Origin of the sequence: Pseudohongiella sp. O18 (assembly GCF_021729085.1) — a bacterium.
Classification (GTDB): Bacteria; Pseudomonadota; Gammaproteobacteria; order Pseudomonadales; family Pseudohongiellaceae; genus Pseudohongiella.
Map to the genome: position 1 here is coordinate 22860 of NZ_JAJSAR010000003.1, position 26569 is coordinate 49428.

27 protein-coding genes and 1 pseudogene are annotated in these 26569 nt (G+C 54.6%); 14 read left to right on the forward strand and 14 right to left on the reverse strand.

Annotated features, from left to right (window positions below; all coding sequences use genetic code 11):
* Nucleotides 1-83 precede the first annotated feature (83 nt).
* Nucleotides 84-599: a glycine zipper 2TM domain-containing protein gene (locus LVD14_RS13830; protein ID WP_237134709.1), complete on the reverse strand. Its 516-nt coding sequence runs from the start codon at nt 597-599 to the stop codon at nt 84-86.
* Nucleotides 600-1131: 532 nt separating this feature from the next.
* Between LVD14_RS13830 and LVD14_RS13835 the strand changes: the two are divergent.
* A pseudogene (locus tag LVD14_RS13835) lies at nt 1132-1338 on the forward strand (cold-shock protein); the annotation flags it as partial.
* Nucleotides 1339-1413: 75 nt separating this feature from the next.
* On the opposite strand, the gene LVD14_RS13840 reads toward LVD14_RS13835, so the two are convergent.
* Nucleotides 1414-1635, reverse strand: coding sequence for a SlyX family protein (locus LVD14_RS13840; protein ID WP_237134710.1), 222 nt, complete (start codon nt 1633-1635; stop codon nt 1414-1416).
* Nucleotides 1636-1869: 234 nt separating this feature from the next.
* Between LVD14_RS13840 and LVD14_RS13845 the strand changes: the two genes are divergently transcribed.
* Together LVD14_RS13845 and LVD14_RS13850 are read left to right on the forward strand one after the other, a co-directional pair.
* Nucleotides 1870-3069, forward strand: coding sequence for an acyl-CoA desaturase (locus LVD14_RS13845; RefSeq protein ID WP_237134711.1), 1200 nt, complete (start codon nt 1870-1872; stop codon nt 3067-3069).
* A gap of 7 nt (nt 3070-3076) precedes the next feature.
* Nucleotides 3077-3622, forward strand: coding sequence for a TlpA family protein disulfide reductase (locus LVD14_RS13850; protein ID WP_237134712.1), 546 nt, complete (start codon nt 3077-3079; stop codon nt 3620-3622).
* A 40-nt stretch (nt 3623-3662) separates the two neighbouring features.
* On the opposite strand, the gene LVD14_RS13855 is transcribed toward LVD14_RS13850, so the two are convergent.
* The gene (locus tag LVD14_RS13855; protein ID WP_237134713.1) at nt 3663-4673 is read right to left on the reverse strand and encodes a serine/threonine protein kinase; all 1011 of its coding nucleotides are present in this window, start codon (nt 4671-4673) and stop codon (nt 3663-3665) included.
* A 195-nt stretch (nt 4674-4868) separates the two neighbouring features.
* Between LVD14_RS13855 and LVD14_RS13860 the strand changes: the two genes are divergently transcribed.
* The gene (locus LVD14_RS13860) at nt 4869-6143 is read left to right on the forward strand and encodes an aminotransferase class I/II-fold pyridoxal phosphate-dependent enzyme (RefSeq protein WP_237134714.1); all 1275 of its coding nucleotides are present in this window, start codon (nt 4869-4871) and stop codon (nt 6141-6143) included.
* Here LVD14_RS13860 and LVD14_RS13865 read toward each other — a convergent pair.
* Complete coding sequence (locus LVD14_RS13865; protein ID WP_237134715.1) at nt 6140-6649, reverse strand: hypothetical protein; 510 nt, start codon at nt 6647-6649, stop codon at nt 6140-6142. The genes LVD14_RS13860 and LVD14_RS13865 overlap by 4 nt on opposite strands.
* Before the next feature lie 81 nt (nt 6650-6730).
* Nucleotides 6731-7063 (reverse strand): DUF1820 family protein, encoded by a 333-nt coding sequence (locus tag LVD14_RS13870; RefSeq protein WP_237134716.1) that lies wholly within the window; start codon nt 7061-7063, stop codon nt 6731-6733.
* Nucleotides 7064-7258: 195 nt separating this feature from the next.
* Here LVD14_RS13870 and miaB point away from each other — a divergent pair, with 195 nt between their 5' ends.
* The 7 genes from miaB to holA all read left to right on the forward strand — a co-directional run bounded on the left by miaB (nt 7259) and on the right by holA (nt 15240).
* Nucleotides 7259-8605: a tRNA (N6-isopentenyl adenosine(37)-C2)-methylthiotransferase MiaB gene (miaB, locus tag LVD14_RS13875; protein ID WP_237134717.1), complete on the forward strand. Its 1347-nt coding sequence runs from the start codon at nt 7259-7261 to the stop codon at nt 8603-8605.
* A 142-nt stretch (nt 8606-8747) separates the two neighbouring features.
* Nucleotides 8748-9791, forward strand: a complete 1044-nt coding sequence (locus LVD14_RS13880) for a PhoH family protein (RefSeq protein WP_237134718.1) — start codon at nt 8748-8750, stop codon at nt 9789-9791.
* Entirely contained in the window at nt 9763-10293 is a 531-nt protein-coding gene (ybeY, locus tag LVD14_RS13885; RefSeq protein WP_237134719.1) for an rRNA maturation RNase YbeY, read from the forward strand. The genes LVD14_RS13880 and ybeY overlap by 29 nt, the downstream gene beginning before the upstream one ends.
* Nucleotides 10290-11156, forward strand: a complete 867-nt coding sequence (locus LVD14_RS13890; protein ID WP_237134720.1) for an HlyC/CorC family transporter — start codon at nt 10290-10292, stop codon at nt 11154-11156. The genes ybeY and LVD14_RS13890 overlap by 4 nt, the downstream gene beginning before the upstream one ends.
* Before the next feature lie 69 nt (nt 11157-11225).
* Complete coding sequence (gene leuS, locus LVD14_RS13895; protein WP_237134721.1) at nt 11226-13712, forward strand: leucine--tRNA ligase; 2487 nt, start codon at nt 11226-11228, stop codon at nt 13710-13712.
* On the forward strand, nt 13712-14200 hold the full coding sequence (gene lptE, locus LVD14_RS13900) for an LPS assembly lipoprotein LptE (RefSeq protein ID WP_237134722.1): 489 nt from the start codon (nt 13712-13714) through the stop codon (nt 14198-14200). Before leuS ends, lptE begins: the two co-directional genes overlap by 1 nt.
* Nucleotides 14197-15240 (forward strand): DNA polymerase III subunit delta, encoded by a 1044-nt coding sequence (holA, locus tag LVD14_RS13905; RefSeq protein WP_237134723.1) that lies wholly within the window; start codon nt 14197-14199, stop codon nt 15238-15240. The genes lptE and holA overlap by 4 nt, the downstream gene beginning before the upstream one ends.
* Here holA and LVD14_RS13910 read toward each other — a convergent pair.
* The 3 genes from LVD14_RS13910 to LVD14_RS13920 all read right to left on the reverse strand — a co-directional run bounded on the left by LVD14_RS13910 (nt 15209) and on the right by LVD14_RS13920 (nt 16748).
* Nucleotides 15209-15466, reverse strand: coding sequence for a DUF4404 family protein (locus tag LVD14_RS13910; protein ID WP_237134724.1), 258 nt, complete (start codon nt 15464-15466; stop codon nt 15209-15211). The two genes, holA and LVD14_RS13910, sit on opposite strands and share 32 nt — an antisense overlap.
* A 119-nt stretch (nt 15467-15585) precedes the next feature.
* Nucleotides 15586-16209, reverse strand: coding sequence for a hypothetical protein (locus LVD14_RS13915; protein ID WP_237134725.1), 624 nt, complete (start codon nt 16207-16209; stop codon nt 15586-15588).
* Nucleotides 16182-16748, reverse strand: a complete 567-nt coding sequence (locus LVD14_RS13920; protein ID WP_237134726.1) for a methyltransferase family protein — start codon at nt 16746-16748, stop codon at nt 16182-16184. The genes LVD14_RS13915 and LVD14_RS13920 overlap by 28 nt, the downstream gene beginning before the upstream one ends.
* Before the next feature lie 138 nt (nt 16749-16886).
* Here LVD14_RS13920 and LVD14_RS13925 point away from each other — a divergent pair, with 138 nt between their 5' ends.
* The 3 genes from LVD14_RS13925 (at nt 16887) to LVD14_RS13935 (ending at nt 21059) form a co-directional block, all read left to right on the forward strand.
* Entirely contained in the window at nt 16887-18269 is a 1383-nt protein-coding gene (locus LVD14_RS13925) for a hypothetical protein (protein WP_237134727.1), read from the forward strand.
* Between the two features lie 100 nt (nt 18270-18369).
* Nucleotides 18370-19860: an aspartate kinase gene (locus tag LVD14_RS13930; protein ID WP_237134728.1), complete on the forward strand. Its 1491-nt coding sequence runs from the start codon at nt 18370-18372 to the stop codon at nt 19858-19860.
* A 2-nt stretch (nt 19861-19862) separates the two neighbouring features.
* Entirely contained in the window at nt 19863-21059 is a 1197-nt protein-coding gene (locus LVD14_RS13935) for an aminotransferase class V-fold PLP-dependent enzyme (RefSeq protein ID WP_237134729.1), read from the forward strand.
* 23 nt (nt 21060-21082) lie between these two features.
* On the opposite strand, the gene LVD14_RS13940 is transcribed toward LVD14_RS13935, so the two are convergent.
* The 6 genes from LVD14_RS13940 to LVD14_RS13965 all read right to left on the reverse strand — a co-directional run bounded on the left by LVD14_RS13940 (nt 21083) and on the right by LVD14_RS13965 (nt 26537).
* Nucleotides 21083-22435 (reverse strand): sodium-dependent transporter, encoded by a 1353-nt coding sequence (locus LVD14_RS13940; protein WP_237134730.1) that lies wholly within the window; start codon nt 22433-22435, stop codon nt 21083-21085.
* Nucleotides 22432-23457 (reverse strand): peptidylprolyl isomerase, encoded by a 1026-nt coding sequence (locus LVD14_RS13945; RefSeq protein WP_237134731.1) that lies wholly within the window; start codon nt 23455-23457, stop codon nt 22432-22434. Before LVD14_RS13945 ends, LVD14_RS13940 begins: the two co-directional genes overlap by 4 nt.
* A 17-nt stretch (nt 23458-23474) precedes the next feature.
* Entirely contained in the window at nt 23475-24152 is a 678-nt protein-coding gene (gene lipB, locus LVD14_RS13950; protein ID WP_272907348.1) for a lipoyl(octanoyl) transferase LipB, read from the reverse strand.
* Complete coding sequence (locus tag LVD14_RS13955) at nt 24149-24418, reverse strand: YbeD family protein (protein WP_237134732.1); 270 nt, start codon at nt 24416-24418, stop codon at nt 24149-24151. The genes lipB and LVD14_RS13955 overlap by 4 nt, the downstream gene beginning before the upstream one ends.
* 6 nt (nt 24419-24424) lie before the next feature.
* Entirely contained in the window at nt 24425-25531 is a 1107-nt protein-coding gene (locus LVD14_RS13960; RefSeq protein WP_317622190.1) for a D-alanyl-D-alanine carboxypeptidase family protein, read from the reverse strand.
* Nucleotides 25532-25658: 127 nt separating this feature from the next.
* Nucleotides 25659-26537: a septal ring lytic transglycosylase RlpA family protein gene (locus LVD14_RS13965; RefSeq protein WP_237134734.1), complete on the reverse strand. Its 879-nt coding sequence runs from the start codon at nt 26535-26537 to the stop codon at nt 25659-25661.
* Between the last annotated feature and the right edge of the window lie 32 nt (nt 26538-26569).

Sequence of the window (26569 nt, forward strand, 5' to 3'; positions counted from 1 at the left end):
TATGTCTCTCCATATGTCGAAACTGCCGTCAGGATACAGCCGGAATCACTCCACCGGGCTCATCAGCAGCTTGCCGGAGAGAGTTAAAACACCGGCGCAACGTCGACGCGAAGCCGAATTTTTCTGCCGGGATCGTGATCCGTGTGTACCGTGTATTCCTCGCCGTTATAGCGGTAGCGCACCTGGTATCCGGTCAGGCGCTCCTCATCGCGGTAGGACTCTGTCACTTCGCAATGCTGCACGGTCTGGTACCGGGCGTGCTGCGGTTTGTGGTTGGCTTTCACTATATCACGGCCTACAGAATGCCCCAACACAGCGCCAACCACCGCACCAACTCGCTGACTCGATTTATTGGTGCCAAGCGCGTTACCTATAGCACCACCGACTATGGTGCTGATCAGCACTGGAGTACGGCTTTGCCCATGGCGGTCTTCCTTTACCAGGACCTGCTCATTCCAGCAGGTTTCAAGAGGCTCTGAAATCGTGACCGACTGGTAAACAGGCCGTGTATCAATAACGTCAGCGTAAACATACTGAGTCTGTGCAGACGCGACTGATGACGAAAGCCAGAAACCGGCTGACAGCGCGATCGCCAGCATTGATCTTTTTTTTGCTTGCGTGTGGATGTTCATTTTGCACCTCGTCCATTGGTTGACGTGTGCAGAATAGCGGTAATCAGCTGAACGATAACTTAACGACGCCTGCAATCGATTCAGGCTGCGGAGAGTTTGAATCCTGACGCGATACGGGTACAATCCAGCCCGGATATTAACAACAACAATCAGGATGCAGGAATACTGGCTGGCAACAAGAGGCATCAAATTGCCCGACTGCCGGCGCGGGCAAGCCCCCTCTCGACCATCAGGCCCAGAGCGCCGCCTAAAGTATTCCCCCAAGAGAGAGCCCATGTTCCGCAATACAGTCATCGCGGCAGTAGTCGCAACTATTATCAGTGCACCCGTTTTGTACTTCCTGGTGCCCGCCGTCAATCAGATGGCCGGCTTACTGGTCTTGATTTTGCTGGCAACATTGCTCAGTTCGCTGCTTGCCAGTCGCCTGCAAAGCAGCCCCAGGAAAAAACGTTCCCGCAAGCCAAAGCAGAATCGATCCAGCAGCAATGCCGCACGCGAGCAGGGCAGCGTCAAATGGTTCAATGCCAGCAAAGGATTTGGCTTCATTACCCGTGATAGTGGGGACGATGTTTTCGTCCATTTTCGAGCAATCCGCGGCGAAGGACATCGTATTCTGCGTGACGGACAACGCGTCGAGTTTGCTGTCAGCGAAGGTGACAAAGGCTTGCAGGCAGATGACGTTGTTGCATTGAGCCAGCAGCAATGAGACTGACTACGATTGTCTGACCGCCCGTCCCGCATACGGATTGCGCCGGCACGCATCGTCGCCGGCGCATGACAATCAATAATGCGGTGGTTTTTCTTCCTGCGCGCCGGGACTGATTGACCGCTCTGCCTGGATTTCCAGTAGTTCTGTAATCTTGTCGCGGTGGAGCGCCAGCTCGCGTTCCAGAGCGTCAATCTGCTGCTGCTGCCTGGCAATCACATCGTTCAAAGTCGACAGGCTGTCTTCCTGAAACGCTATCCGTGTTTGCAGGTCCACCAGTTGATCATCTGTCATCATTACGCTACCCCCTGAGCCCAGCTCCGGGCTGCCCAATGTATCATTGCCGCATGAATGGCAGGTGTATTGTACTCCGATTCGTGGCTGTCATATTTCTATTTGCACGCCTAAGCGTGTAATATTCCAGACCTCTGGCCTGTCTTAGTTCATTCAATAGTCCATTCCAGGGGTTAATCCACCGCAAGGCCACGTTAACAGCAGTATTCATTCGGTTTTTCAGGAAGTTATAGACATATGCAAGACAAGCAGCTTTCCCAGCCAGGTAACACAGACTCAGCAGCGGCAAAGGAGCATGCCCCGATTAACTGGACCAATATGGTGCTATTTACCAGCACACCGATCTTAGCCGTGATTCTCGTTCCCCTGTTCGGGTTCGTTTACGGTTACTCGGTATACGACTGGGTCATGTTCGTGCTGATGATGGGCTTCTGCGGCATTTCAATTACCGCTGGTTACCACCGACTCTGGTCACACAAGGCGTACAAAGCACATCCGGTGCTGCGTTTCATTTTTGCGCTGGGTGGTGCCTGCGCCCTGCAGAATGACGTTTTTAACTGGGCATCGGACCACCGCCGACACCATGCTTTTGTCGACAACAATGATCGCGACCCTTACTCCGCCGGCCGCGGATTCTGGTTTTCGCATATTGGCTGGATCGTGCGTCACTACCCCAGTGGCGTGCAGGACTTCTCCAATATCAAGGATCTGCAGAAAGACCCCATTCTGCAATGGCAGCACAAACACTACCTGGCCCTTGTGCTGTTCATGAACATCGCCGTTCCGGCATTTATCGGCTACCTTGGTGGCAGCATCATGGCTGGCCTGCTGTTAAGTGGTCTGCTGCGCCTTGTACTCAGTCAGCACGTCACCTATCTGATCAACTCACTGGCACACATGTGGGGGCGACAACCCTATAGCGACAAGAGTTCAGCCCGTGACAACTCGCTGCTGGCATTCCTCACTTATGGCGAGGGCTACCACAACTACCACCACACCTTTCAGTGGGACTATCGCAACGGCATCCGCTGGTGGCACTTCGACCCTACTAAATGGCTGATCCGAAGCTGTGAGTGGCTGGGTCTGACCAGCGACCTGAAACGAGTGTCTCCACTGAGCATCGAAACAGCCCGCCTGGAGATGCAATATCGACACGCCTCCGAACGCTGCAGCACGCTGGCGAACGCCGAAAAGTGGCGAGCTAAACTGGAAGAAGAGTACCAGCAACTGAAATCGACGCTGGACCTTTGGGCCAAGCATCGCCAGGAATGGTATGAGGCTAAAACAACGCAGCTGCACGACCAGATTCACGAAAAGTGGGATCGTCTGGCACTGCGCGACAGTTACCGTGAGGTCCGTTACAAGCTTAAGCTGCAGCGTCAGCGATGGCAGGATCTGATGCACAATTTTGCCAACCAGCAAGCTTCGGCGGCCTGATCGCATCATGTTGAACTCTGTGAAGCTCCTGCTTGGCAAAAACCCGGTACGCGGCGTAGCGCTGGCTGCCAGTCTGTTCTGCCTGCTGGCAAGCTCTGTATCTGCTCTTGAGCCAGGCGATACCGCTCCGGCATTTGAACTGCCGGGTGTACGCGACCAGGACAGCGCCGTGGCACTTGAAGATCTGCGCGGAAAAATAGTCTATGTCGACTTCTGGGCATCCTGGTGCCTGCCCTGCCTGCGCTCACTGCCTCAGATCAATACCCTTTACGAACAGTATCGTGACCAGGGCTTCGAAGTGGTAGCCATCACAATCGATGACCCTATCGAGGATGCCCACGAATTCCTGGCCGATCTTGAAACCCCGCTGGCCTACCATCTGGTCGCCGATCGAACCACTGACGTTATGAATGCCTACGATGTGTTCGGCATGCCGACTTCATTCCTGATCGACCGGCAAGGCGTAATTCGTAAAGTGCACGAAGGGTTTCGGGAAGGCGATACAGAACTGCTGGAACAGGCGCTGGTGGAGTTACTCAACGAAGAGCGGTGAATGGCCGCGGGTGCCCTGCAGCCATGGCTTCACTGACTCTTTATGGATACAGACGCAACAGTGGCTCATCCAGCGCAGCCATTTGCTCGCGCAACTCCAGAATATGTTCTGACCAGTATCGCTCGGTATTAAACCAGGGAAAGCTCATCGGGAACGCCGGATCATCCCATCGCCGCGCCAGCCACGAGCTGTAATGCATAAGTCGCATGGTCCGCAGCGGCTCAATCAGTGCCAGCTGACGTGGCTGAAAATCAAAGAACTCCTCATAGCCCTCCACTATTTCCAGCAATTGTGCCTGCTGCTGATCACGTTCACCCGATAGCATCATCCACAGGTCCTGCATGGCAGGCCCGGTCAGCGCGTCATCAAAATCGACAAAAAACGGCCTCTCATCGCGCCAGAGTACATTGCCAGGGTGACAGTCGCCGTGCAGCCTGATTTGCTGAAGGTTGGGCTGATCTGCAAATACCCGATCCAATCGTTCAACAAGATGACCCGACAGCGTCTCATAGGCGGTGCGCAAAGAGGCGGGAATAAAATCATGCCGCAACAGAAACTCACGACTGGCAACGGCATGAGTGGCGACTGACAATTGCAGTCGATTAGCGAAGCTGCGCTGAGAACCAACCAGATGGACCCGGCCGATGAACCTGCCCATTACCAGCAGGTTGTCCGGGTTGTCCAGCTCCGGGGCCCGCCCCGCCAGTCGGGGAAACAATGCGAACCGAAATTGCTGGGTTCCACACTGGCAGGCATGCAAAGTCTGCTCATTGATGCGCTGCGGCGGGACCACAGGCACATCCAGATCTGCCAGCTCCTGCGCAAACGCGTGCTCCTCCAGGATCTGTTCGTCACTCCAGCGATCGGGTCGATAAAACTTCACCACCAGATAGGATCCGTCCTCCATGCCCACCTGATACACGCGGTTCTCATAGCTGTTGAGAGCAAATACGCGCGCATTGGTCTGTAAACCCAGGCCATCAATCGCATCCAGCACCTGATCTGGGCCCAGCGACTGATACGGGTGGCTGGACTGGCTTGTTTCATTCATCAATTGCGGCCTGTGGATCGAGTTTGCCGCGAGTATACTGTAAAATGCCTACCCGCATTGGTTTCAGTCGACTGTTTTCGGCCAGCGTCTCTGGTCGACGCGGTTTTTCTGGTCTGACGCCCGGCCTGACAACACCGTCGCAGACCAACAATGCAAGCCACTCACCACACATCCAGCAAGGAGTACATCGTCAGCATGACTAACGCACAAGCGCGTCTTCAGGAATTACAGTCTGCCTACCAACAGATCAAGGCCCGAAAGCTCAATCTGGACCTGACGCGTGGCAAACCGGCCACTGCGCAACTGGACCTGAGCAATGCCCTGGACGGCACCCTGCAAGGCAATTACCGCTGTGCTGACGGCACTGACGCCCGAAACTACGGCGGCGGCCTGGGAATCCCTGAAGCCCGGCAATTCGCTGCAGATTATCTGGAAACACGCCCTGCGCAGGTCATGGTGGGCGGTAACAGCTCACTGCAGCTTATGTATCAGTACGTTGCCAATGCGCACATCAATGGTGTCAAAGGCGCAGATTCTGCCTGGAGCAAAGAAGCGCGTGACGGCCAGAAAGTCAAATTTCTGTGTCCGGCACCCGGCTACGACCGTCACTTTTCGGTCTGCGAGGCGCTCGGCATCGAGATGATCCCGGTGGCTATGACAGAGGAAGGGCCTGACATGGATCAGGTCGAGCAGTTGGTCAAAAGCGATTCGCTGATCAAGGGCATCTGGTGTGTGCCCAAGTATGCCAACCCGAACGGTGTCGTTTACTCTGACGCTGTGGTCAGCCGTTTTGCGGCGTTGGCAAAAATCGCTGGCGCCAATTTCCGTATCATGTGGGATAACGCCTATGCCGAGCACCATCTGGTCGACAACCCGCCCGAGCTGGCAAACCTGTTGAGCCTATGTGAACAACAGGGCACCCTGGATAGCGCCATCGTCATTGGCTCAACCTCCAAGATCACCTTTGCCGGTGCCGGCATGGCGTTTATCGCGTCATCGGAAGCCAATATCAAACAGTTTGCTGACTATCTGGGTATCTCAACCATCGGCCCGGACAAGGTCAACCAGTTACGCCATGTGCGTTTCCTGAAGAACATGGACGGATTGCGCAGCCTGATGCAGCAACACCGCGCCATTCTGCAGCCCAAGTTCGAGCGGGTATTGAAACATCTTGACGACAGTCTGGCAGGCAAGACCGTTAACGGGCAGCCACTGGGTAACTGGACGCGCCCGCAGGGGGGCTATTTTGTGCTGTTCGATACCCAGCCAGGACTGGCAGACAAGGTAGTCAAACTCTGCGCGGAAGCAGGCGTCAAGCTGACACCGGCTGGCTCAACCTGGCCGTATCAGCGAGACCCCAACAACAGCAACATCCGCCTGGCACCGTCCTTCCCCAGCCTTGAGGAGATCGACGAAGCCATGGCGGTGTTTGTATTGTGTGTGGAGCTGGCCAGCCTGGAAGCCGCCTAACGGCCCCGCTGGCGAATCACCACGCTGTTGCGCTCGACCTGACGATAGGTCGAGCCCTTGCGTCCTCTTTCATTGACATAGACAGTGCCGTGGCGGCGATCAGTCTCCCAGCTGCCGCGCGCGTTGTGCTGGTGACGATCGTGGTAACTGCCGCCACGCCAGATGTCATGCCCCTGGAAGTGGCCACTATAGCCGTGACCATGGCGATGATGGTCATGTTTGCGATGTCCTTTGCCGTGATATCCCCGATCATGATGACCGTGTTTGCGGTAGTGTTTACGGTTGTCGTGATGACGCCCATGACCATAGTCGGCTCGATATACGGTAGTGCCGATATAAACAGAGCCAATAACTGGCGAGTGAACCACCGTGATCGGTTTGTGAATAGTCTCGTAGACCGTCACTCGCTTGTAGCGATCTGCGAGCGCGCCTGTGCTGACTGATGCCAGCATTAATGTAGCCGCTGCCAGCATCACCATACGATACTTTCTTGAATAGAACTTCATCACCTGCCCTCCTCGTTTGCACATGCTCGGTACCGTTATAGCGCTACCTGCCTGAATGCAGACTGAACGACGGTGGGACGATCAGCTCTCAGACTGATGCTGACTGACAAATCCGGGTATGGGGAAAGGCATGACGTTGTCGCCACTGGAAATCTTGGCGACGCCAGTCTTTTCGACTTCATCTATGCGGATGATGGCCTGAAGGGGAATAAAGCTGCGTTTAACGTCCTGAAACTCGTTTTTGAGTTTCTCTTCGCCGGGATCGACCACCACCTGACTGCGCTCATCGAACAGGAATTCCTCTATTTCAATGAATCCATAGAGCTCGCTTTGATACACCTGACGTGCAAACAGCTCATAGACCTTCCCTTTGTTGAGGAATGTAATGCGATAGATTTCCTGACGACTGGCCATAAGACTCTCGTGGACGACTACTGGGAATGGGAGCGAGGCGCGTATTGTAACGCAAACCCCTGCCCGGAATACAGCTGACTGATAGTCAGGCTTCTTTTGAAGCCCATTCAGACTTATTCGCGAGCGTCAGAACTGGTATAATCCGCGCCTTTCTGTAATTCAGCAGCTTTATTTCCACAACGAGCCCGAATTGTCATGAGCACCAACGAGCAAGCCAGCGGCACACGCAAAAAAGTCTACATCAAGACCCACGGATGCCAGATGAATGAGTATGATTCGTCACGCATGCTGGATTTGCTGCGCGAGACGCAAGGTGCAGACCTGGTGGAAACACCAGAAGAAGCCGACATTCTGCTTCTCAATACCTGCTCGATCCGTGAAAAAGCCCAGGAAAAAGTCTTTCACCAACTGGGCCGCTGGCGCAGTCTCAAGGAAGCCAAACCCGGTCTTAAAATAGCTGTGGGTGGCTGCGTGGCGAGCCAGGAAGGCGAAGCAATTGGAAAACGCGCGCCCTATGTCGATGTTGTTTTTGGTCCCCAGACACTGCACAAATTGCCTGAAATGCTGAACCGCTCCGGCCGCGGACTGCCGCTGGTAGACATTACGTTTCCAGAGATCGAAAAATTCGACCGCCTGCCGGAACCAAGTGTCGCAGGCTGCCAGGCATTTCTGACCATCATGGAAGGCTGCAGCAAGTACTGTTCATTCTGCGTCGTGCCCTACACCCGCGGCGAGGAAGTAAGTCGACCGCTGGATGACGTTCTGGCAGAAGCAGCGCATCTGGCAACACAGGGCGTGCGTGAAATCAATCTGCTGGGTCAGAATGTCAACGCCTACCGCGGGCTGAGCCACGACGGCCAGATTGTTGACCTGGCGACCCTGATTACCTACATCTCGGCGCTGGACGGAATCGACCGCATTCGTTTTACGACGTCACACCCGACAGAGTTTTCTGCCAATCTGATTGAGGTCTATCGTCACGTGCCGGCACTGGTCAGCCATCTGCACTTGCCAGTGCAAAGCGGTTCGGATCGCATCCTGGCCGCCATGAAACGCGGACACACTGCTCTGGAATATAAATCCATCATTCGCAAACTGAAGGCAATTCGCCCCGACATCAGTATGTCGTCGGACTTTATTGTTGGCTTTCCTGGCGAGACACAGAAGGATTTTGAAGACACCATGAACCTGATTATTGATGTCGGTTTCGACACATCATTCAGTTTCATCTACAGCCCCAGACCAGGCACGCCGGCATCAGACCTGCCCGACAATACCAGTGAGCAGGAAAAGAAGCACCGGCTTACTGTGCTCCAGGCACAGATCAACCAGCAGGCAGCCGCTATCAGCCAGGCAATGGTGGGCAGCACCCAGCGCGTGCTGGTCACCGGCGAATCCAAACGTGGCCTGAGCAGCCTGCAGGGCCGCACCGAGAACAACCGCGTGGTCAATTTCCACTGTGACGACACCCGCCTGATCGGGCAGTTTGTAGATGTCCGCATCCGCGAGGCCTATCCGAACTCCCTGGCCGGAGAGCTCTAAGCAACAGCATCTGGACCTGTAGCGGGCAGTTGCGGAGATAATTGTGGCCAGATTTTGCCCATCACACGGATTGCTCTATACTGATTGCCCAGTCTGAAAATATGACGTCTCACATTTGAGGTGGAGGTAGTACCCCAGCTGCATGGCTACTGAACAAAGCACTCAACGGCTCACTTTGACGCCGGAAGACACACATCGCCTGGCGAACCTGGGCGGTCATCTGAACGAGCACATCCACCAGATCGAAAAATCACTGGCGCTGCAGATTCGGCAACGCGGCAGCGAATTTGAATTGTCTGGCGAAGCTGATGCCGTCCGCGAGGGCATCAGAGTGCTTGAGTCGCTCTATGCCGTGACTGCTGATGGCACCAATGTCAGCCCCGACCTTATTCACCTGACTCTCAAGGAGTCAGGGTTTACGCCTGTACCGCCAGCCACACCACAGGCAGTTCAGTCCGCCGAAGACAGCACCCGGCCAGTCCTGATAAAGACCCCGCACAGCTCAATCAAACCGCGCGGCCGACATCAGCGGCAGTACGTCGAGTCGATCCGTCAGATGGACATCAATTTTGGTATCGGTCCGGCAGGCACCGGCAAGACCTATCTGGCCGTCGCCTGTGCCGTCGAAGCATTGATGCAGGACCAGGTCAAACGACTGCTGCTCGTGCGACCCGCCGTCGAGGCTGGCGAAAAACTGGGCTTCCTGCCTGGCGACCTGTCCCAGAAAATCGATCCATATCTGCGCCCTCTCTACGACGCTCTCTACGAAATGCTCGGGTTTGAGCGGGTTACCCGCCTGATCGAAAAAAACGTTATCGAAGTGGCGCCTCTGGCCTACATGCGCGGACGCACCCTGAACGGCTCGTTTATTATTCTGGATGAAAGTCAGAACACCACCATTTCCCAGATGAAGATGTTTCTGACGCGAATCGGTTTCGGCTCCACCGCTGTCATTACCGGTGATGTCACCCAGATCGACCTGCCCTCAGGCACACGCTCCGGCCTGGTTCACGTCCTGAAGGTATTGAACGGCCTGCCAGGAATCGGCTTCAACTTTTTTGACTCCAAAGATGTGGTGCGACATGCACTCGTGCAGCGCATCGTCGAAGCTTACGACGCCTACGAGAGACAGACGACCATCAAATCGCTGAGTAAAGATGACGGCAGCCATGAACGTGACGGTTGATGTCATTTGTGAGCATCCATCTCTCAATGCGCCGGACAGCGACAGCATCGCGTCCTGGTGTACTGCCGCACTGACACATCAGACTGCCAATGAATCCCTGCACGAGCAGCAGCGCAGCGGCCAACCCTGTGTCATCAGTGTGCGGATCGTTGATCGCGACGAGGCAGCCCAACTGAACCACCAATATCGCCAGAAAGACTATGCAACCAATATTCTTTCGTTTCCTGCCGACATTCCCGGTACCGTTGCAGCACAACTGGACGAATATCCGCTGGGTGACCTGGTCGTGTGTGCCGATATCGTTATCGAAGAGGCACAGGCACAGGGCAAGTCGACAATTGACCACTGGGCGCACCTGATTGTGCACGGCGTCCTGCATCTTTGCGGACTGGATCATCAGGACGACGAAGAAGCAGAACTCATGGAACAGCTGGAAATACGCATTCTTGAAGGCTTCAATATTGCCAACCCCTATTACGACAGGAGCAACATACCGGCATGACCGACGACCCTCCCAGTAGCGAGCCGCGGCAAAAGTCCTGGCTCGAGCGCATCGCGCAGGTGTTTTCTGATGAACCAACCGACACCAGAAGCCTGCTGAATCTGCTCCGCAATGCCGAGCAGGATCAGGTGCTGGATGCTGATGCACTGAGCATCATTGAAGGTGCCCTGCAGGTATCCAGCATGCAGGTGCGCGAGATCATGATCCCGCGCTCGCAGATGACGACGGTCTCGGTGCGACAGACGCTCGCCGAAATTCTCGACGTCGTCGTCGAAGCTGCGCACTCCCGCTTCCCGGTGACGGGTGAAAACCCAGACCAGGTGATTGGGATTTTGCTGGCAAAGGATCTGCTGCCACTGGCGCTGGGCGATAACGCCGAACGATTCAACCTGAAAGATATGATCCGACCGGCAACCTGTGTTCCGGAAAGCAAACGACTGAACGTTCTGCTGCGTGAGTTCCGCGAGACACGCAACCATATGGCAGTCGTAATTGACGAATATGGTATGGTCTGCGGGCTGGTCACCATTGAGGACGTTCTGGAACAGATCATCGGTGAGATCGATGACGAATACGACGTCGATGACGAGAGCTACATCAAACCGCTAGGCGATGAGCAGTATATCGTCAAGGCGCTGACCCCGGTTGAAGAGTTCAATGAATTCTTCGGCAGCGAGTTCAGCGAAGATGATGCCGACACCGTTGGTGGCCTGCTGTTGCAGGAGCTGCGGCATATCCCGGAACGCGATGAGACAGTTGCACTGGGCGGCTACCAGTTCACGGTTCTGAACGCCGACAGTCGCCAGATACGTCTGCTAAAACTGACCGCGCTGCCTCCGGGCGCGGCAGAAAACATTGACTAGACAGACGCAAACACTAACCGAAAACAATACTGCCCCAAACAGACGACTATTCGAGACAACTTACCAGCCATGAGCAACAGCGAAGAAACCCAATACAATCCACAAGAAGTGGAGGCACAGGCACAGCAATACTGGGAGCAACACCAGTCATTCAAGGCCAGCGAAGATCCGACCCGGGAAAAGTTCTACTGCCTGTCGATGTTCCCGTATCCCAGTGGCCACCTGCACATGGGACACGTACGAAACTACCTGATCGGCGATGTCATCAGCCGCTATCAGCGAATGCAGGGCAAGAGTGTGCTGCAGCCCATGGGTTGGGACGCGTTCGGCCTGCCTGCGGAAAATGCCGCCATGCAGCGCGGTATCGCGCCGGCCTCATGGACCTGGAGCAACATCGACTACATGCGCAAGCAGCTCAAACAGCTGGGTTATGCCTATGACTGGAGCCGGGAGCTGGCAACCTGTCATCCGGACTATTACCGCTGGGAACAATGGTTTTTTACGCGTCTGTTCGAGAAAGGCCTTGTCTACAAAAAAGAAGCCGAAGTGAACTGGGACCCTGTCGATCAGACTGTGCTTGCCAATGAGCAGGTGGTTGACGGACGCGGCTGGCGTTCCGGCGCCCTGGTGGAGCGTCGCAAGATCCCTCAGTGGTTCATCAAGATCACGGCCTATGCACAGGAACTGCTGGACGACCTGGACAAACTGGATGGCTGGCCAGACGAAGTGCGAACCATGCAGGCCAACTGGATTGGTCGATCCGAAGGTGTGGAGCTTAGCTTCGAAGTGGCAGGCCAGGACACCAGGCTTACGGTCTATACAACCCGCCCGGACACCCTGATGGGCGTGAGCTATGTCGCTGTCGCACCGCAGCATCCACTGGCCTTGCAGGCGGCTGAACAGAACGTCGAGCTTGCACGTTTCATTGAAGAACAAAGCCACATCAAAGTGGCAGAAGCTGACATGGCTACGATGGAAAAGAAAGGCATGGACAGCGGGTTCAAGGCTGTTCACCCGATCAGTGGCGAACAGGTACCGGTGTTTGTCGCCAATTTTGTCCTGATGAGCTACGGCACTGGCGCCGTGATGGCCGTGCCTGCCCATGATCAGCGCGATTACGAATTTGCCCGCAAGTACCAGCTGCCCATCAAGCAGGTGATCAAACCCGGCAGCGATGACGAAGTCTGCAAGCTTGAAGAGCAGGCGTTTACAAGCAAAGGCATTCTTATCAATTCCGGCCAGTTTGATGGCATGGATTCGGCAACCGCTTTTGAGGCGATTGAAAAATGGCTGCGCGAGCGGGATCTTGGCAGCAAACAGATCAACTTCCGCCTGCGTGACTGGGGTGTATCCCGGCAACGTTACTGGGGCACCCCTATCCCGATCATCAACTGCCCGGATTGTGGCGCTGTACCGGTGCCTGAGCAGGATCTGCCAGTGGTATTGCCAGAAGATGTCAGTTTCACGGACTCTGGCTCTCCATTAAAGAAAATGCCGGAATTCTATAGTGTCAAGTGTCCCTCTTGTGGCAAAGATGCAGAGCGCGAGACAGACACCTTCGATACCTTCATGGAATCGTCCTGGTATTATGCCCGATACAGCTGCCCTGACCTCAAGACTGGCATGCTGGACGAGCGCGCAAATTACTGGCTGTCTGTGGATCAGTATATCGGCGGCATAGAACACGCCATTCTTCACCTGCTGTATGCGCGTTTCTTCCATAAACTGATGCGCGACGAGGGTCTCATTTCCTCGGACGAACCTTTCAAACGCCTGCTGACTCAGGGCATGGTTCTCAAAGACGGCAGCAAGATGTCCAAGTCCAAAGGCAACACCGTGGAACCGGCCAAACTGATCGAGCAGTATGGCGCAGACACGGTGAGACTGTTTACGATGTTTGCAGCACCGCCCAACCAGTCTCTTGAATGGTCGGACAGCGGCGTGGAAGGCAGCTCCAGGTTCCTGCGCAAACTCTGGCGCGTCGTAACAGGCTACGGTCATAGCACTGCGTCTTCGCAATCGCCGGACCAGACCCAGTTGGACAGTGAGCAGAAGCAGCTGCGCTACAAAACGCATACGACACTGGAAAAGGTCAGTGACGACTATGGGCGACGGCAGACATTCAACACAGCCATCGCAGCCATTATGGAACTGGTTAACAGCATCACCCGTTTCCAGGATGACCGCGCTGACAATTTGAGTGAGCAGGATAATGCAGTCATCGGAGAAGCTCTGCAGATTGTGCTGCTTGGCCTGTCGCCAGTAGTTCCGCATTTTTGCCACGCTCTGTGGGCAAGTATCGGAAAACCGGGCGCCATCATTGATGAGCCCTGGCCGACAGTTGATCAGACCGCTCTTGTGCAGGATGAGATTCAGGTCGTCATACAGGTCAATGGCAAGCTGCGTGGCAAGTTGACCGTCGCGCGTGACACCAGCAAGGACAAGCTGGAAGCACTGGCCATGGCCGATGACAACGTACAACGGCATATTGCCGACAAGACCGTTCGCAAGGTGATTGTTGTGCCGGGCAAGCTGATCAACATCGTGGTGGGCTGATGAACGCTTTACGCCGTCTGTTGCTGATCTCGCTGCTTGTGGCGTTGTCTGGCTGTGGCTTCGCGCTTCGCGGCGCCCAGACAGCCGTGTTGCCGATGCAGCAGATGGCGCTGACCGTGCCATCAGGCCCCTACCCTTTGCAGGGAGCACTGGAAGACACTCTGGAGGCCAGCGATGTCGAAATTGTTCATGGCAACGGGCAGGTTCTGGAGCTTGCTCTGTCTGCGGAGCAACTGGAGCGGCGTGCAATCAGCATCAATACGCGAGCCGGGGCGGGTCAGTACGAACTGATGCTGAGTGTCGATGCCGCTTTGCGACAGGGCGGTCAGGTCATCGCTGGCCCCGAGACCTTTCAAGTGCGGGGCACATTTTACGAAGACACTGCGAACATCAGTGGCAGCAACAGCGGGCTGGAGCTGACTTTAAATGACATGCGGCGCGAACTCGCCGACAACATAGTCCGACGCCTGCAGGCCGTGGAATTATGAAGCTGTATGCCGATCAGTTAGCCAGACACTTTCAGTCAGGCAAACTGATGCCAGGCTACTGGCTGGCTGGAGATGAACCCCTGCAGATGCGTGACTGTGCAGATATTGTCAGGCAGACCACCAAAACACTGGGTTATACCGAACGCGAAGTCTATGAGGCAGACCGGCAGTTTGACTGGCGAACGTTGACCTCGGCAGGTGCCAGCATGTCATTATTCAGCGACAAAAAGCTGATCGAGCTGCGCCTGGGCTCCAGCAAGATCGCCGACGCTGACAGAAAACTGTTGATTGAGTATCTCAAGTCAGCCCCGGAAGACACCTTGCTGCTTATCCTGAGCCCCCGTATCGAAGGGGCTGCGACCAAAACCCAGTGGTACAAGCAGCTCGAATCCTTGCTTGGCGTAGTGCAGCTTTATCCGGTTGAGGCATCACGCCTGCCAGCATGGATCACGCAACGCCTTTCTCAGCGTCAATTGAGTGCCGATGCTGATGCCTGCCAACTGCTTGCAGATCGGGTTGAAGGTAATATGCTGGCCGCTGACCAGGAGATTGAAAAACTATCTCTGCTGTTCGGGTCAGGTACACATCTTGACGCGGCAGCGATCGCTCGCAGCGTCGCGGACAGCTCGCGCTTCAATGTGTTTGCGTTGATTGATGCCTGCCTGGCTGGCGAAGGTGGCAAGGCGATAAGAACACTGCGACGTATGCGCGACGAAGGCGCCCAGGCCCTGATGATCAATACCATGCTGGCCCGTGAGCTCCGCACTCTGCATGGCATGGCCTGTCAAATGCAGAGAGGTCTGTCGGCACAAAGCGTCATACAGTCCCAGCGGGTCTGGAAGTCAAGACAGGCGCTGATGAGCTCTGCGTTAAACCGTTTAAGCGAACCCGCGCTTAGAAAACAGCTGACGCTGGCCAGACAGATCGACATCAGCGTCAAGGGCCTGACCCATCTGTCTGCATGGGAACTGCTGGAGCAGCTGGTCGCTCGGCTGAGTGGCCGGGCGCTTAAACTCCCATCCGACTCAAGGTGGCAATAATCTCACGCATCAGTCGCTCGGCGACGGGATGTGTCGCGGCGAAGCGCGCCTCCAGCGCGATGGCATTATCCATTTCCGGACTGTTTCGCGCGGATGTTTCCAACAGCGTATCAACATCGTCATCAAGCTGGCGCGCCAGTGCCAGCGTGTCGTCATCCAGATCCTCTGTTTTGGCTAGCTCCGACTGAAGTTCCTGCAGCAACTGCCTGATTCTTTCCTGGCTCACACGTATTCCTCCATCGTGAATGAATACATGTTAATGCCAGTCAAAGGTCGGCACAAGCAGAACCGGTGCAACCGGTCCTGCTCAATGTGAAGCCACCGAGGTATTTCCTGTCGCGCCTATCAGCTCGCTCTGCTGGCGACCCGAGAGTAGGCACGCTGCTTGAGACGACGGTGGAAACGACGCTCGCGGCTCTTGTACTCAAACCAGTAACGAGGCACATTCAACAGCAGTGACCACCGTGTTGTGTAGCTCACACGAATAGTTGAATGGCTCTTGTCGCCTGACATCAGCATCGGAGCGCCTTCATAAATATCCTTGGCTCCCGTCATGGCGTGCACGTGTCGAATATTGATATTACGCTGATTCGCCATCAACAGGACAAACTGTTTGCGGCACTTAAAGGCGTCAAGTATCAGTTTTAACCAGATACTGAACTGTTCAGAAGCTGTTTTCAGCGACGCACTCATCCAGACACCGTTGATTTCCATCATGTCGTAGGCTTCGTTACGGAAGAATTCATGAGATTCCCTGACGTCATCGGGAACAAACATCAGACTTCTGAACTCCGGCTTGGTAACCAGCATGTATCCACCAACCATCTCGTCACCCTTATAGCCAGCCACAAACGTGCTGCGCTGCGCATAGTCATAAGGCAGCTTGACACCGACGTAGCCCTCAAAACGGCTCAAAAAATACTCGATATCTTTTTCCTGGGTCAGAGTTTTGAATTTGATCGCTTCCATCGTTTTATCCTCGGTAGGAACATGCCTACGTGTTGTTGGTAAAGTTGATACTCGCTTGCCTGATCACTATTCAGGATCATGCGTTCTTCCTTTCTAGCAGACATCACATAAAACGCCATCAGATACACGAAGCTCAGCCACAACAATATCGTACCGAACAGCCACGTACTGGCGAACCAGGCAATCATGTATGAGACATAAAATGGATGACGAAAAACACCAAACGGACCTGATGTCACAATACTTCCGACATGGTTACTAAATGCGAAGTCAAGTGACTTGGCGGTGCTTATCGCTGACCAGAATATCACCAGCGAAAGGCTGTACAAGAGCGCACAAATGATCAGCTCTGGTTTTGTGATATCCGTCACATTATAAAAATGCCATGCGGTTGACAGCATTTGAATCGCGACTGCAAAATCATACGTCAATGCGCGTAGTCGGCCAGTGCCAACATTAACGGTAAAGAAACGGAAACGAGCCCAGACAAGGCTCAGCACAATAGTCAGATATAGCGAAAAAACCGCCATTTGCAGCATGACACAATCCCTTTGCAGTATGATGAAACTTTGACATTGTTATACACTCCAGTCCGCGTGTTCGCAATTGCCGACTGGCACCAATTATGTATAATCGGCACACACACAGAATCAGGCCCGCATCATGACTTTGCGACTATGAAAACAGACAAATACGCGGCGTACTGTAAAGAGCACGCTGCAGAATTCAGGGACGAAATGCGCGAGGATGCTGCCAAGGCATTGCGTAACTGGCCAGGGAAAGCCGCAGCCGTTTTGCTGGCCCTGTCTTCGATGCTGACCTGGAGCAACCTGCAGGAAAGCGGCAATCCCTACGCACTGCACAGTATGTTTGCCTATGCTCCGCCCATCGCGCTGGTGTTTCTGTATCCGCTACTGACGCTATTGTTTGCAGGCTTCGAAAAATATTCGCGCAGCGTTCTCGACGTCTTCCTGTTGAGTATTCTGGGGGGGTTCTGCCTGACACTGCATTTTGTGTTTGAGCCCAACCTTTCAGAGAGCTATCAGTCTGACGCCTTCCTGGCGCTGTCTGGCCAGATCAACTTTGTGGTGTTGATGACCACCGCCTTTTCGTACCACATAAGTTTTGCACTGACATTGCTGCGCAATACTATATTTGCTCTGCTCGCCGCCCTTCTGATATTCCTGATCAATCCGGAGTTCCTCGCCATCAACGCGATACAGCTGGTGCAGGGTTATCTGGGCGGCATCATTGTCAGCTGGCTGTTTTTCCGCCGAATACAGACACGCTTTTACTACAAATCCATTGACGCAGACACCCGTCAGCATCTGTACAAGCAATTGTCCAAACTGGTTTACCCTCACCAGCTGGAGCGAATCAAGGCTGGCGATCAGCTCGAATCCACCATGCCGGTTGAGAAGAGCAAGGCCATTATCAACGTCTTTGATATCCAGAACTCAAGCAACATAAAACATGAACGAACTCAGGATTTTTTCCTTGAGGTGTTTCGGGCGTTTTCGCAGATATGCATGATGGGTTACAAACATAACCCATTACAGGCACGCGCATTCCGACTCAAGGAGACAGGCGACGGCTTCATCAGTGCGGTCGGCTATCCATTCCTGACTGATCAGAAACACACACTTGCAGACCATGCTGTTGAAACTGCCCTGCTGATGTTCAGAGCGTTTAACGCGGAGGTCGACAAATTCGCCTATGGCTATCCAATCAAGGCGGCTATGGGGCTAGCCTACAATTCGGTACAGGGCACGTTTCAGAGCAGTGGTATTCGCGCTTACGATCTTTTTGGTGATGCACTGGTACAGGCCTATCGCTATGAAGAACTACGAAAGCACCCCGTCATCCATAAAGCCATCCACGCACGTGCAGATGATCTGGGGCTGCGACACTACAATATCCTGATCATTCAGGAAGTGATATTTAACACCTTGTGCGACGGCTTCAAGTCGCTGTTCACTCCACTGCCGCTTACGCGCGAGGACCATCCGATTCCGCAGGATCCGGACGCGCAATACATCTATTTCCACATCCTCGACTAAGCGGCTACCGGCGCGCCCGGGGCACTGCCATGAAATCCTGTTGCCGATACGCTATAATATTGCGGCTTTGATATTCCCATTCATCACCACAGGATGACAAATGACAGACGCCAATGCATCAGTTGCCGCCAGTAGTCTAGACAATGACAAGAAGCACACCGTCGAAAAAATCGGCGGCACTTCCATGAGTCAATTTGACGCCGTTCGACAGAATATCTTCATGAACCCCGCGCTCAAAGGCGATTACTACCAGCGAATCTTTGTTGTATCAGCGTATGCCGGCATCACCAACATGTTGTTGGAGCACAAAAAAACCGGACAGCCCGGCATTTATGCACTTTTTTCTGACGCTGAAGAGCAGCAAAGCTGGCGTGATGCGTTTAAAGCGCTGCGCGATCGCATGCTGGAGATCAATGCCGATTTATTCGCTCCGCACGCAGCCAGCGAGAAAGAAGAGGCCGACAGCTTCATTCTGGACCGCCTGAACGATGCGGAAAGTGTTCTGGAGGACGTTTCCAGTCTCTGTCAGCACGGCCATTTTGCGCTGTCCGACTACCTGCAGACGGTTCGCGAAATGCTGGCAAGTCTGGGCGAAATGCACAGCGCCTCCAATACCGCGCAACTTTTGCGGCTGCACGGACTGAACGCACGTCTCGTCGACTTGTCAGGCTGGGCCAGTACCAAACATCTGTCGCTGGACGACCATATCACCAAAGCTTTTGAAGGTATCGATCTAAGCAATGAGCTGCCGATTGCAACCGGTTACAGCCATTGTGATGGCGGCCTGATGGCCATATTCGACCGTGGCTACAGCGAAATGACATTCAGCAGGATTGCCGTGCTGACGGGCGCTCGCGAAGCGGTCATCCACAAAGAATTTCACCTCAGCAGTGCCGACCCGGGCATTGTCGGCGAAGACAAAGCGGTACCGATTGGCCGCACAAACTATGACGTGGCAGACCAGTTGGCCAACCTTGGCATGGAAGCGATCCATCCCCGGGCCGCCAAAGGCCTGCGACAGAGCAACATCCATTTGCGTGTAAAGAATACATTTGAGCCCGAACACAACGGCACCTTGATCACGCGCGACTACGTCAGTGAGTCCGCCTGCGTTGAAATCATCGCCGGCCGGAAAGGTGTGTATGCCATTGAGCTGTTTGACCAGGACATGGTGGGCGACCTATCACATTACGAGAAACAGTTTCTGGGACAAATTACGCGATACAAGGCACAGGTAATCAACAAAGACCTCAATGCCAACACTATTACTCACTACCTGTCTGCCAACCTGAAAACCGTCAAGCGCATTCAGGCATCACTGGCTGATCTGTTCCCCGGCGCCGAAATAAACGTGCGCAAGGTGTGTATCGTTTCTGCGATTGGCAGTGACCTGAAGATTCCTGGCATGCTGGCTCGTACAGCCAAGGCGCTGGCGGATGCTGGCGTTGATATTCAGGGTGTACATCAGTGTATGCGGCAGGTCGACATGCAGTTTGTGCTGGACGAAGATGACTTCGAAACGGCGATAAAAGCCATGCATGAGCAACTGGTGGAAGTATACAACCACGGCCGCGCCATCAAGCTGGCCTGAGCATGAAGCCAATCGAGCTGCTGAGAAGTGACACCCCGGCGTGCCGGGAGCTGCTCCACTTCAATAACGCCGGCTCATCGCTGCAGCCGCGTCCAGTGACGGACGCGGTTGTGCAGCACCTGTTACTCGAGCAAACAGTGGGCGGCTACGAGGCTGCGCAGGCAAACGCCGACGCCAGTGAACGATTCTATACAGCCTTTGCTGCCCTGCTGAACTGCAACCCTCGTGAAATCGCTTATGTCGAGAATGCCTCGCGCGGCTGGAACCTCCTGCTGCAGGCAATCCCCTTTGAGGTCGGCGATCATATCGTTACCGGTGTCTCGGAATACGCCAGCAATTACCTGTCTTTGCTGCACCTTGCAAAAACACAGGGTGTGATTATCGATATCGTGCCAAACAACGAATTGGGTCAGATTGACCTGGAAAAACTGGAGGCTGCGCTGGACGACAATGTCAGACTGGTGGCGCTGACACACATACCCAGTCAGTCAGGTGTCATTCACCCCGCTGCCGAAGTGGGCAGACTCTGCCAGCAGCGCCGCATACTGTTTCTGCTGGACGCCTGCCAGTCCGCGGGCCAGACTGAACTGGACGTCAATGAGATCCACTGCGACATGCTGACCGGCAGCGGCCGCAAATACCTGCGAGGACCTCGAGGCACGGGGTTTATGTATGTGCGCCACAGCATTCTGGACTTTCTGAAACCGGCTACCGTGGACCTGAGTGCAATCAGCTGGCTGCAGCGCGATCATTTTGAGTGGCGGGACGACGCCAGGCGATTCGAACTATTTGAACACTATGTGGCGGGCAAGATCGGCCTGGCCATTGCTGCGCAGTACGCCCTCGACAACAACATCGCCGAAACCTCGGCTGCCATCCAGCGTCTTGGGCACAGCTTGCGCCAGCAGCTGTCGCGTATTTCAGGCGTGCGTATTCACGATCCGGGTTTCATGGCAGAAGCGAGCCAATGTGAACACCTGGGAGGCATCGTCACCTTCGACACACCACTGTCTGCAGAGACGCTGCAACAGCGTCTGCAGGCGCAGAGCATCAATAGCTCTGTATTGCGCCAGCGCAATACACGTCTTGAGTTTGAGGAACGGGGGCTGGGCGATATCAATCGCGCTTCCGTACACTATTTTAATACCGAAGCGGAAATTACTCGGTTCTGCAACGCGGTTAAACAGGCTATTGCCTGAGCTCTGAGCCTGGGGTCAGATATTCAGGCAAACAGCATTTGAACATAAACCGCAAGAATCGCCAGCGGACAGATGAAACGGATATAAAACGGCCAAATGCGCCAGAACAGACCGTATTCCGCGCCTTCACAGCCCTGTTTGATTTCAGTCAGTATGCCATTGCGATTCCATATCCAGCCAGCAAATATGGCAAAGAAGAATCCCAGCAGCGGCTGACTGTATTCGGTGGTCAGGCTTACCACCAGATCGAACAATACGTTGAAATTGAAAACAATTATCAAGCTGATGACCGCAATACCAGCACCCAGCACAACGCCCGCCCTGCGTCGTGATACCGAGCGGGTCTCAACCAGATACGAAAGCGGCACCTCAAGCATGGATATGGATGAGGTCAGCGATGCGATGGTCATTAATACAAAAAAGGCCAGCGCCACCAGCATGCCAGCGCCGCCCATCTGTTCAAACAATGCAGGCAATACCGCAATGATTAGTCCCGGACCAGCGACCAGGCCACCCTGATCGTCGTAAATCTGAATACCATTGTTCAGCGCCACCATCATCGCCGGCAGAATCAACAATCCGGCAGTTACCGCAATTGCAATATCCAGCAGGGTGACCATACCACCCAGCGCCGGCAGGTTTTCCCGTTTGCTGATATAGGAGCCGTAAATCAGCATGGTGCCGACACCAAGAGACAGTGAAAAGAAAGCCTGCCCCATGGCACTGAGCAGCAAGCCCGTATCTGCGACACGACTGAAATCAGGCACCAGATACAGACGCAATCCATCCATGGCGCCGTCCAGTGTCATCACATAGGCAATAAGCGCCACCAGGATGACAACCAGCGATGGCATCAGGCGCGAGGCCCACTTCTCGATACCGTGTTTAACGCCAGCCACTACTACCGCAATAGTGAGCATCATGAATACAACAGTGAACAGAGAGTCGCGTGTCAGCCCAGGGGTCTGCAACCAGGAGGAAAGCGCATCTGCGCCAACGATATCAGCACCAGCCGCCAGCATGTAGGCCATCATCCAGCCGCTGACTATGGCGTAAAAGCTCAGGATAAAGCTGACCGTTATCATACCAGCGAAACCAACCGTGGTGCCCAGTGCACGGCTTGCCTGGCTGGTGGCAAGCCCTCTCAAAGCAGTGACCGCATTGGCTTTGGCATGACGTCCGATGATAAGTTCAGCCATCAATGCCGGGTAAGCCAGCGCGAACGCCAGTATCAGATAGGTAAACAGGAATGCCGCGCCGCCGTTACTCGCCGCATTGGTTGGAAATCCCCAGATATTGCCCAGCCCCACTGCTGAGCCTGAGGCTGCCATCAAGAAACCAAAACGTGAACTAAACTCGCCGCGCGGTGCACTCATTCGTAGGATTCCAGAACAAAACGAAGCCGGGCCTCGTCTACCATTCTGAGTACGACATTATTCACCAGAGAGACGTTGCCATTATTATTGATCTCGACTTGCGGGATACGCAGCCGCTGATCGCTGGTACTGAAGCTTGCCATACCCTCGGGGTTGATCGCCAGATCCACCATACTGCGTGGATCAATCTCAAAATAAGTCTGGGCGGGATCGTCCCCGGCAACCACACGCAGGAGCATGCTCATGTGTCCGAGCTCGTCCCCGGCATTGACCTTCGTGCTGAGTATGCCCGTCTGGTATTCAAACACGTGCATGGCAGAGCTGAACCGCTGTACCCGGTGCATATTGATCAACACCAGGTTCTCGGTCACGGGTGGAATCCCGTTCGAGGGCAATGGCGCCCCTTCTGAGCTGCGCAAAGGCATGGCCTGCGCCTCACCACCAATCGCATATTCCGTCAGATCGTTTATGGCATCGGCAACTTCAAGCCCTTCCCCAAGTATGCGCGCAAACACTGTGAAGCCGCCGTTCTGATTGTCCAGTGTTTCCGCATTGTTGGAAACGTTAATGAACCACTGGCTGGTTGCGCTGTTCGGGTTTCCTTCCAGTTTAGCCATTGCCAGTGTACCCGCGGTATTGGAAATCCCCGGCTCATTAACTACGGCGTCACGCTGGGTGATTCGCTGCGCACTGCAATTGATTCCGGGACTGGCACCCTGCGGGCAATTCCCCAGCCAGCGATAGGCACCTGACTGAATGACAAAATTGTCTACCGAGCGGTGAAAAACAGACCCACTGTAGTCACCGCGATCCACATAGCCGAGAAAATTGCGCACGGTGTTGGGCGTCTGCTGATCAAACAGTTCAATCGTAAAGTCGCCATAGGAAGTGGCCACACGCACCAGCGTATTGGTCTGGGCCAGCGCCGAGGTCGTGACGAGCATGCCACAGCTTGCGAGAACGACGAGCGTTCGTTGCATAAAGCTGCGCTTGTGGCGGCGTGTATTCATCGAATCCTGCATAAAATCTCCTGTCATCGTCAGGTCGGCAATGTCTGCCTGACGTCAATCCAACCGTACACCCCTGTGCGGGTGATCAACTCCTGCAACAGCAGTTTTTCTACCGTGTGCATGTAATCTGCTTCTGTCTTCAGGCCCAGCTCTTCACCGTTCACCAGTTCAGTCACCTGAGTGACTGCAAGCCCCTGATAACCACAGGGATTGATTCGTGAGAACGGCTCCAGATCCATGGCCACGTTCAGGCTGAGGCCGTGATAAGAGCAGCCTCTGCGAATACGCAATCCGAGCGAGGCGATCTTGGCATCCCCGACGTACACGCCTGGTGCTCCAGTTCGAGTCTGTGCGTTAACTTTCAATGATGACAGGGTTTCGATGATGGCCTGCTCAATACCACTGACCAGATCCCTGACGCCCGTCCCTGATCGTCGTATGTCGATCAGCAGGTACACCACCAGTTGTCCGGGGCCATGATAGGTGACCTGACCGCCGCGATCAATTTGCACCACCGGAATATCACCAGGCGCCAGCAGATGTTCGGCTTTGCCGGCCTGCCCCTGAGTGAACACGGGTGGATGCGAAAGTATCCAGATCTCATCCGGTGTTGTCTGGTCCCGCTCGGATGTGAAGGTCTGCATTGCCTGCCAGACCGGCACATAAGGCTGCAAGCCCAGTTGCCGAAGAACCAGAGCCTGACTCATAAAACCAGTCTGACCGCCGAATGACCTTTCAGGTCCGCGAACAGGGCCTGGAGCTGCTCTTCACCGGTAGCTTCGATCACGATCGTTACGGACAGATAGTTGCCCTGGGCGCTGCCGCGGGTATTCATGTTGTCGGCGCTCACCCCGGGCGAGTGAAGCTTGACGATTTCCAGCACGTCAAGCTCAAACCCCTCGACCGCCTCGCCCATCACTTTGATCGGATACTGGCAGGGAAATTCGATTTTCGGTGCTTTCGGTTCGCTCATGGTCTGTTACCTGAACAGGTTCATGAAGAACAGCGTCAGCGCATCGATCAGACGCTTAAAGAAGCCACCACGTTCCACGGCATCTATTGCCACGACATCGCCGGTGTACAGCACCTCATCATCAAGCGTGATGTTAACCTGACCAAGCACTTCACCGGCCTCAAAACCGCCGCGAATCACCTCTTCTGTATCAAGAGTTGCCACCAGATCCTCGGCCCTGCCACGAGGAATGGTCAGGAACACTTCTTCCTGGATGCCCAGATCAACACTGTTGGCCGCCCCGGCCCAGACGCGGGCATTATTGATAACCTGGCCGGCATCATAAAGTTTGTGAGTTTCAAAGAAACGGAAACCATAGCTGAGCATCTTCTGGGTCTCTACTGCGCGCGCCTCTTCGTTGGCAGTACCCATCACCACAGAAATCAGGCGCATGCCATCACGCTCGGCAGAAGCGACCAGACAGTAACCTGCAGCCGTGGTCCAGCCAGTTTTCATGCCATCAACAGTCGGATCGCGAAACAGCAATGTATTGCGATTGGCCTGGGTAATGCCATTGAAGGTAAATTCACGCTCCGAGTACATGGCGTAATGATCAGGGTGCTCCATGATCTTGACGCGTGCCAGCGTCGCCAGATCGCGCGCCGACATCAGGTTGGTTTCGGCGCCATCATCCAGGCCGCTGGAATTAATGAAGTAGGAGCTGGACATACCCAAAGACTGGGCGTGCTGGTTCATCAGGTCCGCAAAGGCAGCTTCGCTGCCGGCTATGTGTTCCGCCATGGCCACACTGGCGTCATTGCCGGACTGAATGATGATGCCCCGCAGCAGATCTTCAACACGCACGCGGCTGTTTACATCGACGAAGGTTTTGGAGCCTTGGGTCTGCCATGCCTTCTCGCTGATAAAAACAAGATCGTCATAGCTCATATTGCCATTGTCGATTTCCACCTCGGCAATATATGAGGTCATCATCTTGGTCAGACTGGCGGGCGGCAACGCCTCGTCTGCATTGTGTTCCATGATGACATGACCAGTTTTGGCATCCAGCAGAATATAACTGCTACCGGCTATTTCCGGCGCTCTGGGCATAATGTTCTGAGCCGCAGCCGGCATTGCCGAGGCCAGCACCAGACTGGCAGTGGTCAACACGGCAACCAGGCGACGCCAGCGCGTCAGTCCTGAATGAGCGGATGTGGTTGATTGTGCGTCTGTTTTTGAAATCTGTATTGTCATGAACTAATTACTCTTCGACGGTAAATGGCTGACCCAGGTCAGCAGCTATCATCAGGTCAGTCAGGCGCTGTATCTCGCTTTGCTCAATAATCGGCCCGATTCGAACCCGGTGCAGCTCCTGTTGATTGCTCTGAACAGAGCGAATAAACACCGGGCGAGAAGTCAGGTCGCGCAGTCGCGCCGACAGCTGTTCAGCTGCTCTACGACTGGAAAACGCGCCAGCTTGCAAATACTTCCCTGCAGTCTGTGCTACAAGGTCCGTTGCAGCGACGTTATTGGCAGATGTTGTGACTGCACTGCCAGCATCATTGGCTGCCAGCAGCAGCTGCTGTCCAGGCACAATGGATTCGATATGCACCAGCGCCGTGCCTTGGTCGGCAAAACCCAGCTTCCAGGCAGCGGCGTAGGAAAGATCAATCACGCGGTCGTTATGGAAGGGACCACGGTCGTTAACACGAACGATGATGCTGCGTTGATTTTCCAGGTTGGTGACTCTGGCGAAACTGGGGATGGGCAGCGCGGTATGCGCCGCCGAAATCTGGTACATGTCAAAGATTTCGCCATTGGACGTCAAATGGCCATGGAACTTCTCACCGTACCAGGATGCCAGACCAGTTTGTTGAAAGCCCTCTTCTGTCGCCATGACTCGATAGCTTCGACCATTGACGGTATAGGGCGACCGATTGCCGGCCATGGTTCTCTGCAGCGGTTCAGGCACAACCTCGCGAATACTCGCCGGATCCATTGGTGCTGTCGGCGCACGGTCCTGACTGATACTGTAGCGGCCACTTTGTGAACTGCTGCTGTCACCACGCGGGGTAGATGTGCTGCCGCATGCTGCCAGCACTCCGGCCAGCACAACTACAACAAAAATTCTTATTTTCACTATTGTGCCTCTGGCTGATCGCATATCACCTG